The sequence below is a fragment of the Solirubrobacter pauli genome (assembly GCF_003633755.1).
GTDB classification, from domain to species: domain Bacteria; phylum Actinomycetota; class Thermoleophilia; order Solirubrobacterales; family Solirubrobacteraceae; genus Solirubrobacter; species Solirubrobacter pauli.
Map to the genome: position 1 here is coordinate 235888 of NZ_RBIL01000002.1, position 11149 is coordinate 247036.

Here is an 11149-nt window from a genome sequence, read left to right on the forward strand (position 1 = left end):
ACGGTTTGAACTGGCCGACCGCCCAGTCATGCCCACCTCGCGTCCGCGTTATGCGGGATCGCGCTCGCCTGTCAAGTTCGCGTTACCGGCCGACACGTGCGGCGCGTATGCGCGCGCGGGCCTCGGCGTAGCGGACCACCTCGAACGCCGTCAGCGCCGCGAAGACCGCGAGCAGGAGGCCGAGCGTGACGACGCCCGCCGCGCTCGTCGCGACCGGGATCAGCGCGAGGCAGGCCGCCGCGGTGACGATCCGCGGGACGTTGACCGAGCCGACGTTGCGCAGCCGGAAGGCGACGTGCGCGAGCAGGTAGAGCGCCAGCCCACCGCACAGGGCGACCGCCGGCATGTCCTTCAGCGGGTCCTCGGTGTGCCCGATGACCTTCTTCACGCCGAGCGCGAACAGGACGATGCCCGCGATCATCGGCAGGTGCAACAGCGCGTACGAGTCACGCGCGATCTTCAGCTGCGCCAGCCCGGTCGCCTCGACGAAGCGGTGCTCGGCCACCACCGCCACGACGTCGAAGTACAGCCACCACAGCACGCAGGCGATGCCGACCGCGAGCACGCCCGCCAGGATCACCTGCCCGCTGAGCTCGATGCCCTCCGCGCCGACCCCGATCGCGACGATCGACTCGCCGAGGGCGATGATCAGCACGAGCCCGAACCGCTCCGCGAAGTGCGCGGCGTGCACGTGCCAGCCGCCGACGCCGCGGCCGAGCACGATCCCGTAGTCGAGCACGAGCGCGGCGATCCACAGCAGGTCCCGCGCGCTGCCCTCGTCGACGACCGTGCTGGCGACGATGATCAGCCCGGCGCCCGGGATGAGCGAGCCGACCAGGCTCAGCACGGCCTTGCTCAGCGCCACGTCGCCGCGCGCGGCCAGCGCGAACAGCGCCGCGTGCAGCAGCCGCACCGCCAAGTACCCGAGCCCCCAGACCACGCCGTCGCCGGTGAACGCGCCGGGCGTCGCGAGCGTCATCACGAGCATCGCCGCCATCGCCCCGAACATCACCAGCCGCGGCAGCAGCAACTCGGGGTCGACCGTGCTCGTCAGCCACGCGTAGCCCGACCACGCCCACCAGATGATCGCCAGGATCACGAGCCCGCGCCCGAGCTGCGCGAACGTCGGGTCCTCCGCGAGGAACGCCGTCACCTGCGTGAGCGCGAACACGAACACGAGGTCGAAGAACAGCTCCAGCGGCGACACCGTCGCCTCGCGCGGGTCGGCGCGGACGATCCGGTGGCGAGGCTCCTGAGTGGCGGTCACGCGCGGGACACTAAGCCAACGGCGCACTCGCGCTCTCATCTTCGCTTCACGGGGTAGAGAGGGGCCGTGCCCCGACTCAAGACCCTCGTCCTGATCCTCGCCGGCGGTGCCGGCGGTCGCCTGGAGCTGCTCACGCACTCGCGCGCGAAGCCCGCCGTGCCGTTCGCCGGCACGCACCGGCTGATCGACTTCCCGCTCAGCAACTGCTTCAACGCGCAGATCGACGACGTCTGGATCTCGCAGCAGTTCAACCCGGTGTCGCTGAGCGACCACTTGGCGAACGGGCGGCCGTGGGACCTCGACCGCACGGCCGGCGGGCTGCTCGTGCTGCACCCGCGGCAGGGCAACGAGGCGGGCACCGGGTTCCAGGAGGGCACGGGCGAGGCGCTCTGGAGCCAGGCCGAGCTGATCCGTGAGTTCGATCCCGACGCGCTCGTCGTCGTGAGCGCCGACGCGGTCTACAAGCTCGACTACGCCGCGCTCGCCGAGGAGCACCGCGAGGCGGGCAAGGCGGTGACGATGGTCACGACCGAGGTCGACCCCGACGACGCGGATCGCTACGGCGTCGTGCAGGTCGACGGCGAGCGGGTGACCGAGTACGTCTACAAGCCCGACGAGCCGAAGGGCAACCTGATCTCCAACGAGGTCTTCGTCTTCACGCCCGAGCCGGTCCTGCAGGTGCTCGACGAGCTGGTCGAGGAGAAGGGGCAGGACGACCTCGAGGACCTGGGGCACTTCCTGCTGCCGCGGCTGACCGACGCGGGCGAGGTCCGCGCGCACCGCTTCGACGGGTACTGGCGCGACGTCGGCACGATCCCCGCGTTCCACCAGGCGCACATGGAGCTCGTCTCCGGCGAGCCGCCGATCGACCTCGACGATCCCGACTGGCCGATCCTCACCCGCGCGATCGCCAACCGCGCGTCCGCCCAACTGCTGGCGGGCGCGCGGATCGACGCGGCGCTCGTGGCGCCGGGCGCGAAGGTGGCGGGCACGGTGACGCGCAGCGTGCTGGGGCGCGGCGTGATCGTCGAGCCGGGCGCGACGGTCGAGGACTCGGTGCTGCTGCCGGGCGCGGTCGTCCGCGCCGGCGCGACCGTCCGCAACGCGATCATCGACGACCACGTCGAGGTGCGCGCGAACGTGGGGGAGGCCCGCGGCGACATCGCGCTCGTGGGCCTGCACGCCACCGTCGAGGACGATCTGCCCAGCGGCGCACGGTTCCCGCAGGTGGAAGACGACTGATCGTCGAAAGAGGGTGGGCGATCTTCATACCGTCGGGTGATGCGTGTGAGCACATCGCCTGGGAAGGTTCTTCACATGGCCCACCAGTACAAGCTCCCACAGGTCAAAGAGATCAAGCCGGGCCGCTAGGGCTCCCGCCCGAGCGCCGCGCATCACCTCGCCCGACGGCGCGGGTGGTCGCCGCGGCTAGCATGCGGCCCGCGTGCGCGGTCTGCTCGCCCTCATCCTCGCGATCGCGACGCCGTCGCAAGCCCCGCCGCTCCCGGCAGCCGACGCGCCGTTGCCGAAGGCGCCCGCGCCGCTCGCCGAGGCGTTCACCGCCACCACGCGGCAGCTCCGCGCCACCGCCTGGGACGGCACCGGGACGAGCGTCCCGAACGACGTCACGCTCCTGGCGCTGCACCATCAGCGCCTCCTGCGCCGCATGGCCGAGGAGCGGCGGCTGGGTGACGCGACACTCGCACGGCTGCCCGGCGACGTCCGCGGCGAGGCGCGCGACACCGTCCAGGCCCGCCGCCTGCTCGACGCCATCCCGCGCGGCAAGCCGCCGAAGGTCCGCGTCGCGCCCGCGGCGCCCGCCGCCGACCTGCGCGCCCACTACGCCGACGCCGAGCGCCGCTTCGGCATCCACTGGTCCGTGCTCGCCGCGATCAACCTCGTCGAGTCGGCGTTCGGCCGCGTCCGCAGCGCGAGCGAGGCCGGCGCCCGCGGCCCGATGCAGTTCCTCCCGTCCACCTGGGCCGCCTACGGCGAGGGCGGCGACATCGACGACCCGCACGACGCGATCCTCGCCGCCGCCCGCTACCTGCGCGCGGCGGGCGCGCCGAAGCAGCTCGACCGCGCCCTCTACGCCTACAACCACTCGACGGCCTACGTGCGCGCCGTCCGCCGCTACGCCGCCCGCATGCGCACCGACGAGCGCGTGTTCCGCACCTACTACGCGTGGCAGGTCTACGTCCGCACGCCCGCCGGCGGCGCCCGCCGGATCACCGGCCCGGGCGCGTGAGAACCTCCCAGAACCTGTTGTCGATCCGCACAGTGACTCGCCGGGTTGACGATCTCCGGCCCTCCGGACCCGGCGTTGGTCTCGGTCCCGTTCACAACTCCCTAGGATCACGCCCGTGCTGCGGGTGCTGGTGGCGGAGGACGAGGACGGAACCCGGTTGTCGCTCGCGCACGTCCTGCGGACGGAGGGCTACGAGGTCGAAGAGGCCCGGGACGGCATCGAAGCGGAGCGGCTCGGCACCGAGGGCGACCATGCGCTCGTGCTGCTCGACGTGGAGATGCCCGGGCTGGACGGCGTCGAGGTCTGCCGTCGGATCCGGGCCGCGCGGCCGAGCGTGCCGATCGTGATGCTCACCGGGCGCAGCACCGAGCTGGACGCGATCCGTGGGCTCGACGCCGGCGCCGACGACTACGTGGCCAAGCCGTTTCGCCTGCAGGAGCTGCTCGCCCGCGTGCGCGCGCACGTGCGACGGTCGAACCCCGACGTGGTCGCCGCCGGGGACGTGCGCGTCGACAAGCTCGGCCGGCGCGTCTGGCACGGCGACGAAGAGCTCGCGCTCAGCCCGCGCGAGTTCGACCTGCTGGCGTTCCTCGTCCACAACGCGACCCGCACGGTCACGCGCGAGGAGGTCATGAACGCCGTCTGGAACGGCGAGTGGCAGGGCTCGAACAAGACGCTGGACATGAACGTCGTGGCGCTCCGGCGCAAGCTGGGGGACGACGCGCGGGCCCCGCGGCACGTCATCACCGTGCGCGGTGTGGGCCTGCGCTTCGAGCCTTGACCGAACCTTTGCCTTAAAGCCGTGGCCCGAGCGGCCGACCACCAAGGTCGTGGACGAGACCGCCGAATATCTCCCGATGTTCCTGGCCGAGGGCCGGGAGCACCTGCAGGAGCTCAACCTTGCCGTGGTGCGCATCGAGGAGACGCCTGATGATCAGGCGACCGTCGACGAGATCTTCCGGATCGCGCACTCGCTCAAGGGCATGAGCGCGACCATGGGCTTCGCCGGCATGGCGGCGCTCACGCACGAGATGGAAGACGTGTTCGAGCTCCTGCGCCAGCGCGCGGGTGGGCTCGAGCGCTCCGCCGTCGACGTGCTCCTCGAGTGCCTGGACGCGCTCGAGGCCGCGACCGACGCGATCGAGACCAGTGGCGCCGAGGAGATCACCCCCGAGCCGCTGATCGCTCGCCTGCGCACCCTGGTGCGCGACGATGAGGCCCCCACGGGCCTCACGCCCGCCGACGTCGAGGCCGAGGCTCCCACGAGCCTCGCGACCGTCATCGAGCCGCCGGAGAACCTGAGCGAGCTGGCCCAGGGCCGGCGCGTGGTCCAGGTGCTGGCCGAGCTCGTCGAGGACGCCTCGATCCCGTCCGTGCGCGCCTACATGGTGCTGTCGACGCTCGCCGAGCTCGGCGAGACGCTCGCCTGCCGCCCCGCGCCGGACGACGTGGAGACCTTCAAGGGCACCGAGATCGTCGCCTGGCTGGTGAGCGACCGGACCGACGCCGAGCTGGCCGAGGCCGCCGCGTCGATCGCCGAGATCGCCGACGCCACCGCCATCGAGGCCGTCCCCGACGCTGCCGTCGACGCGCCCGAGGAGGCCCCGGAGACCGCCGCGGCCGCCGTCGCCGCCGCCGAGCCGGCCAAGGCCGCCGCCGCCCCGCGCGGCAACCACGGCTCCTCGACCGTCCGCGTCGACGCCGAGCGCCTCGACCAGCTGATGCACGCCATGGGCGAGCTCGTGCTGCACCGGACGCACGTCGAGGGCCTCGCCGCGCACGCCGACATCCCGGGCCTGCCGCAGGCCCTGCAGGCGCTGACGCGCACCTCGCACGCGCTGCAGGCGATGGTCATGCAGGTCCGCATGATCCCGGTCGAGGCCGTGCTGCTGCGCTTCCCGCGGCTCGTGCGCGACCTCTCGGTCAAGCTCTCCAAGCAGGTCGAGCTCGAGCTCATCGGCAAGGACACCGAGCTGGATCGCAGCGTCGTCGACTCGCTCGGCGACCCGCTGGTCCACCTCATCCGCAACTCGCTCGACCACGGCCTCGAAGGCCCGGAGGAGCGCCGCGCGGCCGGCAAGCCGGAGACCGGCAAGCTGGAGATCTCGGCGCGTCACGCCGGCGGCAACGTGGTCATCTCCGTCAAGGACGACGGCCGCGGCGTCGACCCGGCCCGCGTCGCCCAGAAGGCGTTCGAGCGTGGCCTGATCACGGCCGAGGCCGTCGACTCGATCGACATGGCCCGCGCGACCGAGCTGCTGTTCCACCCCGGCTTCTCGACGGCCGACGTCACCTCCGACATCTCCGGCCGCGGCGTCGGCATGGACGCCGTGCGGGTCGCCATCCGCGGCCTCGGCGGCGAGGTGACGATGACGTCCGTCCTCGGCCAGGGAACGACTTCCGAGATCCGCCTGCCGTTGACGCTGGCGATCATGGCCGCCCTGCTCGTGCAGGCCGACGGGCGCGCGTTCGCGATCCCGCTGGACCGCATCGAGCGCACCGTGCGGCTCGCCGACCAGACCGTGCGCTCCGTCGCCGGCAGCCGGATGCTCGTCATGAGCGACGGCGTGATGCCGCTCGTCGACGCCTCCGAGCAGTTCGGCGGCTCGCGCGACAACGACGCGGCGTTCGCCGTGATCGTGCGCGGCAACGGCCAGCGGCTGGCGTTCGCGGTGGCGGCGATGGACGGCCAGCGCGAGCTGGTCACACGGCCGCTGCCGCCGGAAGTTGCCGACGGCTCGGCCCTCTCGGGCGCTGCCGTCCTGTCGGACGGGCAGATCGCCCTGATCGTCGATTGCGACGCCGTCGCAGAGGGAGTCGCGTGAGCGCTTCATACAACGAGGTCCAGCTCGACGCATTGCGCGAGCTGGCCAACATCGGGGCCGGCACGGCCTCGACCGCCCTGTCCGAGATGCTCGGCCGCTCGATCGACCTTGCCGTACCGGATGTGTTCGTCCTGCCGATGGCCGACGCCATCGACCAGCTCGGCCCGGCCGAGCAGGACATCACGGGCATCATGCTCGGCGTCGAGGGCGAGCTGCCCGGCACCGTCCTGATGCTGCTGACGCCCGAGAACGCCGAGAAGATCTGCGTCATGCTCGGCCTGCCGCCCGACTCGGAGCTGGCGCCGTCGGCGCTGGGCGAGATCGGCAACGTCGTCGGCACGTCCTACCTCAACGCGCTGGCCGGCATGACCGGCATCGCCGTCGAGCCGACCCCGCCCACGACCGTGACGGACATGCTCGGCGCGATCGTCGAGTCGATCCTCGCGGTCCGCGCCATGTCGAGCGATCGCACCCTGCTGCTGGACTCGAGCCTCATCGTGGAGGGCGAGGACTGCTCGATCGTCTTCCTGCTCGTCCCCGACCACGGTGGGGCCGAGGAGCTGCTCGAGCGCATCGGGTTGGCATGAGCGACCTGATGGCACGCATGGGCGAGCTCTGCGCCTCCGGCACCGTCGGAGACCAGCTCGTCGCGCTCGGCCTCGGCTCCTGCATCGGCCTCGTGCTGCTGGACCGCCGCAAGGGCGTCGCCGGCCTCGCGCACATCGTGCTGCCGGCGTCCGAGGGCCACAAAGAGCTCAACCCGCTCAAGTTCGCCGACAAGGCCGTCCCCGAGCTGATCCGTCAAGTGACGGCGCGCGGTGGGCGGAAGCCGATGTTCGAGGCGATCCTCGTCGGTGGCGCGAGCATGTTCGCCGGCGCGGGCTCGACCCTCGAGGTCGGCGTCCGCAACGCGGCGGCGGTGCGCGAGGCGCTCGCGAAGGAGCGCATCCGCATCCACGCGGAGGACACCGGCGGCACCAAGGGCCGCACGGTGCGCGTGGACCCTGCCACCGGCATCGTCACGGTCCGCAAGGCGGGCTCCAAGGACGAGCAGCTGTACCCCGCACTTTCCAAGACTTCCCATACCCGTGTACTCCAGGAGGTGGCCTGAGATGGCCCGCGTTCTCGTCGTCGACGACGCCGCGTTCATGCGCAAGATGGTGTCCGACGCCCTTACCAAGGCCGGCCACGAAGTGATCGCCGAAGCGACGAACGGCCAGGAGGCCGTCGACCAGTTCCAGGCGCTCAAGCCTGATCTGGCCACGCTCGACATCACCATGCCCGAGAAGGACGGCCTCGCCGCCCTCGCCGAGATCATGTCGCTCGACCCCACCGCGCGCGTGATCATGTGCTCCGCCCTCGGCCAGGAGTCGAAGGTCATGGAGTCGATCAAGCTCGGCGCCCGTGACTTCGTGGTCAAGCCGTTCAAGGCCGACCGCGTGCAGGAAGCGGTCGAGAAGGCGCTCGCCTAGGCGAGCCGAGCACCGAGCGCGGCGTCCACTGCGGACGCCGCGTGCTCCACGGCGGCCAGCGAGCCGCCGCCGAGCTCGACATCACGCGCCGCGGCGGCCAAGGCCGCCGCGCCGAAGCTGGCCGCGCCCGAGCGCAGTCCATGCGCGTGGTGTCGGATCGCCTCCGGGTCGGTTGCGGTCCGGAGCTGCGCCAGCCGCGTCGCGAGGTCCTCGCGGTACGCGACGAGCAGCTCGTGCAGGGTGTCCGCGCCGAGCGTCGTCTCCAGCTCGGCGAGCTGCGCCGGGTCCAGCGTCAACGCCCGGGACCCATCCGGAAGCCGATCCCGCGCACGGTCAGGATGAAGTGCGGGTTGCGGCCGTCGTCGCCGAGCTTGCGGCGCAGGTTCGAGATGTGGACGCCGACCAGGTGGTCGTCGCCGAACCAGTTCTCGCCCCAGACCCGCTCGAGCAGCTGCGCGCGCGTGAACGCGACGCGCGGTGAGCCGCTGAGCACGTCCAGCAGGTCGAACTCGCGGCGGGTCAGGCTCAGCGGCGCGCCGTCCAGGCACGCCTCACGCGCGGCCGGGTTGACCACGAGCGCGCCGAACGTGCGCGCTTCCTCGGCCGGCAGCCCGACGGGCACGGTCTGCAGGCGCCGCGGGCGGCGCAGCAGCGCCTGCACGCGTGCGATGAACTCGGCCGTCGAGAACGGCTTGGTGATGTAGTCGTCGGCGCCGGCCTCGAAGCCGATCACCTTGTCGAGCTCGGAGTCCTGCGCCGTGAGCATGAGGACGTACGCGTCGCTGAACTCGCGCAGCGAGCGGCAGGTCGTGAAGCCGTCGCTGCCGGGCAGGCCGACGTCGAGGATGACCAGCTCGGGGTCCGTGGCCCGTGCGGCGTCGATGCCGGCCTCGCCGTCGTCGGCGGTCTCGACGCAGAACCCCTGCTGGGTGAGGAGGGCGGCGACGAGCATCCGGGCGGAGGGCGTGTCCTCGATGACGAGGGCTCGACGCGGAGGGGGCATCGCCCCCAGTATCGACGTTTGTCAGAAAACCGTTAGTCCGATAGGAGGAGTCGGACTTCACCCGGCGTGGCGGCGCTCTGCTGCACGGCCGGTTTCAGCGGGCGACGGATGAGGATCACGCGCAGGGCCGTCTTGCGTGCGGCCTCGAGCTTGGCGTCCGGGCCGCCGCTGTCCTTGGTCACGAGGTGGGTAAGCCGGTGGCGCTCGATCAGCTCCAGCTCGCCCGCCAGGGCGAACGGACCCTTGGCGAGCACCAGCTCGCGGTGCGGCGGGAGCACCGGGGGCGGGGTGAGCGCGCGCACGAGGAAGAACGCGGGGTGGGCCCGGAGCGTCTCCAGCTCGTGGTGGCCGGTGGTGAGGAAGACGCGCGCGTCGGCGGGCAGGTCGGCGTCCGCGAGCGTGTCGACGTAGGTCCAGTCGTCGCCGGGCTGCGGTGTGAAGCCCGGGCGCTCGAGGCGGATCACGCGCACACCGGCGTGCTGCGCGTTGGCGCTGATGCGGGTCGCGAACGGGTGGGTCGCGTCGACGATGGTCGTGATCCCCTGCTCGCGCACGTAGCGGGCGAGCCCGTCGGCGCCGCCGAAGCGCGTGGTGCGGGCGAGCGCGAGGATCGCGTCGTCGCCGAGCAGCGCCTTCAGCGCTCGGGCCTCCTGCGTCCCGCCTAAGATCAGCACCCGCATGGGGGCCGATGCTGACACGCGCCGCGTCTGGGTGATCGGGATCGGGGCGGGAGATCCCGCCTGGATGACGCTCGCCGCGGCGCGGGCGCTGGAGGCCGTGGACGTCGTGTTCGTCTTCCAGAAGGGCGACGACGACGAGCTGGCCGCGGCCCGGCGCGCGCTGCTGCCGGCCGGCGTGCGCGAGGTCGTGATCGAGGACCCGCCGCGCGGGCGCGGTGCCGCGGCGGTGGCCGAGTGGCGGGCGCGCCGGGTGGCGCTCGTCCGCGAGGCGGTGGCGGCCGAGGACGGCGAGGGCGCGTTCCTCGCCTGGGGCGATCCGTCGCTGTACGACGGGCTGATCGACGTGCTGCGCGAGGCCGGCCTCGGCGTGCGCGTCGTGCCAGGGATCTCCGCCGTGTCCGCGCTGGCCGCGCAGTTCGGGATCGCGATCAACCGCGTCGGCGGCTCGGTGCTGATCACGAGCGGGCGCCGGCTGGCCGCGGACGGCTGGCCCGACGCGGTGGGCGACGTGGTCGTGATGCTCGACGCCGACCTCACCTTCCGGGCGTTCCCGGACGCCGAGATCTATTGGGGCGCCTACCTCGGCACGCCGGACGAGCTGCTGCTGTCCGGCGTGGTCGCCGAGGTGTCAGATGAGATCGCGCGCGTCAGGAGTGCGGCGCGCGAGCGGAAAGGCTGGATGTTCGATACGTACCTGCTGCGGCGGGTCGCACCTGGCTGATCCAGCGCTCGGCGAGGGCGCCGAAGCCCAGGCCGAGGGTCGCGTAGAGCACCGCGTGGGTGCCGAGCGTGGCGAGCCGGAAGTCGTAGATCACGCTGGCGCTGAAGCCGGCGGGCGTCTCGTCCAGGCTCGGCATCAGCAGCTGCGAGATCACCATCAGCGCGATGTAGCTGCCGACCGCGACGAGCGTGCCGTTCCACGCGCCGAGGCGCTTGACGGCGTCGCGGCCCACGCGGAGCGCGGCGAACGCGGCGACGACCGACAGCAGCAGCATCACGAAGTAGTTCTGCGTGCGCGAGGCGATCGTCTCGTCCGCGCCGACGGCCGGCGGGTTGCTGGGGTACTTCAGGAACGGCACGAGCACGATCACGGCGAAGGCGACGAGCGCCAGGGTCGCGGCCGTGACGCGCGGGCGCGCGTGGCCGACGCGGCCGAAGACCGCGGCGAAGACGAGCGCGAACACGCCGCCGACGGCGACCGCGTAGACGATCGTGCCGGTGAGGAGGCCGAGGCTGGCCTGCATCGTCCGGCTCACGAGCGGCGCCTCGTCCGAGGGCGGGCTCGTGGCCTCCTCGAACGCGATCGCCCGGTCGATCGACGGCTCGCCGAAGACCTTCGCGAAGACGAACATCAGCACGCCGGCCGCGAGGCCGGCGAGCATGCCGCGGATCAGTAGGCCGCGGACGACCTTTTGGCTGTCCACGCTAGTGGCAGGGGAAGCCGAGCAGGTGCCGGGCGTCGTGGACCCACTCATGGAGGGTCATGCCCGGGAACACCGACGTCGCGCCTTCCTCAGCCCCGACGAAGTAGAACAGCATGGTCGCCAGCAGCGCCGTCAGGATGGCGTAGGGGATGAGATCCCCGAGCGGCATCAGCGGGACGTTGGGGGCTTCGACCTCAGGCGTGTATGTGGTGTCCGTCAAAGTGGTTTCC

General features: G+C 72.2%; 14 protein-coding genes. 8 read left to right on the plus strand and 6 right to left on the minus strand.

What is annotated here, in order from left to right; all coding sequences use genetic code 11:
* Positions 1 to 82: 82 nt before the first annotated feature.
* Positions 83 to 1267, minus strand: coding sequence for a low temperature requirement protein A (locus C8N24_RS20920; RefSeq protein ID WP_170179286.1), 1185 nt, complete (start codon positions 1265 to 1267; stop codon positions 83 to 85).
* 66 nt (positions 1268 to 1333) lie between these two features.
* Between C8N24_RS20920 and C8N24_RS20925 the strand changes: the two genes are divergently transcribed.
* The 7 genes from C8N24_RS20925 to C8N24_RS20955 all read left to right on the plus strand — a co-directional run bounded on the left by C8N24_RS20925 (position 1334) and on the right by C8N24_RS20955 (position 7812).
* Positions 1334 to 2509, plus strand: a complete 1176-nt coding sequence (locus C8N24_RS20925) for a glucose-1-phosphate adenylyltransferase family protein (RefSeq protein ID WP_121253769.1) — start codon at positions 1334 to 1336, stop codon at positions 2507 to 2509.
* Between the two features lie 202 nt (positions 2510 to 2711).
* Positions 2712 to 3515, plus strand: a complete 804-nt coding sequence (locus tag C8N24_RS20930) for a lytic transglycosylase domain-containing protein (RefSeq protein ID WP_121253771.1) — start codon at positions 2712 to 2714, stop codon at positions 3513 to 3515.
* A 115-nt stretch (positions 3516 to 3630) separates the two neighbouring features.
* Positions 3631 to 4296, plus strand: coding sequence for a response regulator transcription factor (locus C8N24_RS20935; RefSeq protein ID WP_121253774.1), 666 nt, complete (start codon positions 3631 to 3633; stop codon positions 4294 to 4296).
* A gap of 49 nt (positions 4297 to 4345) precedes the next feature.
* A complete protein-coding gene (locus C8N24_RS20940; RefSeq protein WP_121253776.1) occupies positions 4346 to 6340 on the plus strand; it encodes a chemotaxis protein CheA in 1995 nt (664 codons plus the stop codon).
* Positions 6337 to 6927: a chemotaxis protein CheC gene (locus C8N24_RS20945; RefSeq protein ID WP_170179287.1), complete on the plus strand. Its 591-nt coding sequence runs from the start codon at positions 6337 to 6339 to the stop codon at positions 6925 to 6927. The genes C8N24_RS20940 and C8N24_RS20945 overlap by 4 nt, the downstream gene beginning before the upstream one ends.
* A complete protein-coding gene (locus tag C8N24_RS20950) occupies positions 6924 to 7451 on the plus strand; it encodes a chemotaxis protein CheD (RefSeq protein WP_121253781.1) in 528 nt (175 codons plus the stop codon). The genes C8N24_RS20945 and C8N24_RS20950 overlap by 4 nt, the downstream gene beginning before the upstream one ends.
* Before the next feature lies 1 nt (position 7452).
* Positions 7453 to 7812 carry a response regulator gene (locus C8N24_RS20955; RefSeq protein ID WP_121253783.1) on the plus strand — a complete coding sequence of 120 codons (360 nt, stop codon included), beginning with the start codon at positions 7453 to 7455 and terminating at the stop codon, positions 7810 to 7812.
* On the opposite strand, the gene C8N24_RS20960 is transcribed toward C8N24_RS20955, so the two are convergent.
* From C8N24_RS20960 to C8N24_RS20970, 3 genes are read right to left on the minus strand one after another with little or no spacing between them, the layout of a single operon-like run.
* Positions 7809 to 8108: an Hpt domain-containing protein gene (locus tag C8N24_RS20960; protein ID WP_121253785.1), complete on the minus strand. Its 300-nt coding sequence runs from the start codon at positions 8106 to 8108 to the stop codon at positions 7809 to 7811. The genes C8N24_RS20955 and C8N24_RS20960 overlap by 4 nt on opposite strands.
* The gene (locus C8N24_RS20965; RefSeq protein WP_121253787.1) at positions 8105 to 8815 is read right to left on the minus strand and encodes a response regulator transcription factor; all 711 of its coding nucleotides are present in this window, start codon (positions 8813 to 8815) and stop codon (positions 8105 to 8107) included. Before C8N24_RS20965 ends, C8N24_RS20960 begins: the two co-directional genes overlap by 4 nt.
* A 32-nt stretch (positions 8816 to 8847) precedes the next feature.
* Complete coding sequence (locus tag C8N24_RS20970) at positions 8848 to 9495, minus strand: precorrin-6A/cobalt-precorrin-6A reductase (RefSeq protein ID WP_121253789.1); 648 nt, start codon at positions 9493 to 9495, stop codon at positions 8848 to 8850.
* Here C8N24_RS20970 and cobF point away from each other — a divergent pair.
* Positions 9494 to 10216: a precorrin-6A synthase (deacetylating) gene (gene cobF, locus C8N24_RS20975; protein ID WP_121253791.1), complete on the plus strand. Its 723-nt coding sequence runs from the start codon at positions 9494 to 9496 to the stop codon at positions 10214 to 10216. The two genes, C8N24_RS20970 and cobF, sit on opposite strands and share 2 nt — an antisense overlap.
* On the opposite strand, the gene C8N24_RS20980 is transcribed toward cobF, so the two are convergent.
* Positions 10143 to 10919: a CbtA family protein gene (locus C8N24_RS20980; protein ID WP_211340080.1), complete on the minus strand. Its 777-nt coding sequence runs from the start codon at positions 10917 to 10919 to the stop codon at positions 10143 to 10145. The genes cobF and C8N24_RS20980 overlap by 74 nt on opposite strands.
* Before the next feature lies 1 nt (position 10920).
* Positions 10921 to 11088, minus strand: a complete 168-nt coding sequence (locus tag C8N24_RS20985; protein WP_121257874.1) for a CbtB domain-containing protein — start codon at positions 11086 to 11088, stop codon at positions 10921 to 10923.
* Positions 11089 to 11149: the final 61 nt, after the last annotated feature.

Excerpts from the sequence above, each read along its gene's own strand:
- C8N24_RS20950 (WP_121253781.1), top strand. The coding sequence starts at position 6,924 with ATGAGCGACCTGATGGCACGCATGGGCGAGCTCTGCGCCTCCGGCACC.
- C8N24_RS20955 (WP_121253783.1), top strand. The coding sequence starts at position 7,453 with ATGGCCCGCGTTCTCGTCGTCGACGACGCCGCGTTCATGCGCAAGATG.
- C8N24_RS20965 (WP_121253787.1), bottom strand. The coding sequence starts at position 8,815 with ATGCCCCCTCCGCGTCGAGCCCTCGTCATCGAGGACACGCCCTCCGCC.
- cobF (WP_121253791.1), top strand. The coding sequence starts at position 9,494 with ATGGGGGCCGATGCTGACACGCGCCGCGTCTGGGTGATCGGGATCGGG.
- C8N24_RS20970 (WP_121253789.1), bottom strand. The coding sequence starts at position 9,495 with ATGCGGGTGCTGATCTTAGGCGGGACGCAGGAGGCCCGAGCGCTGAAG.
- C8N24_RS20985 (WP_121257874.1), bottom strand. The coding sequence starts at position 11,088 with ATGCCGCTCGGGGATCTCATCCCCTACGCCATCCTGACGGCGCTGCTG.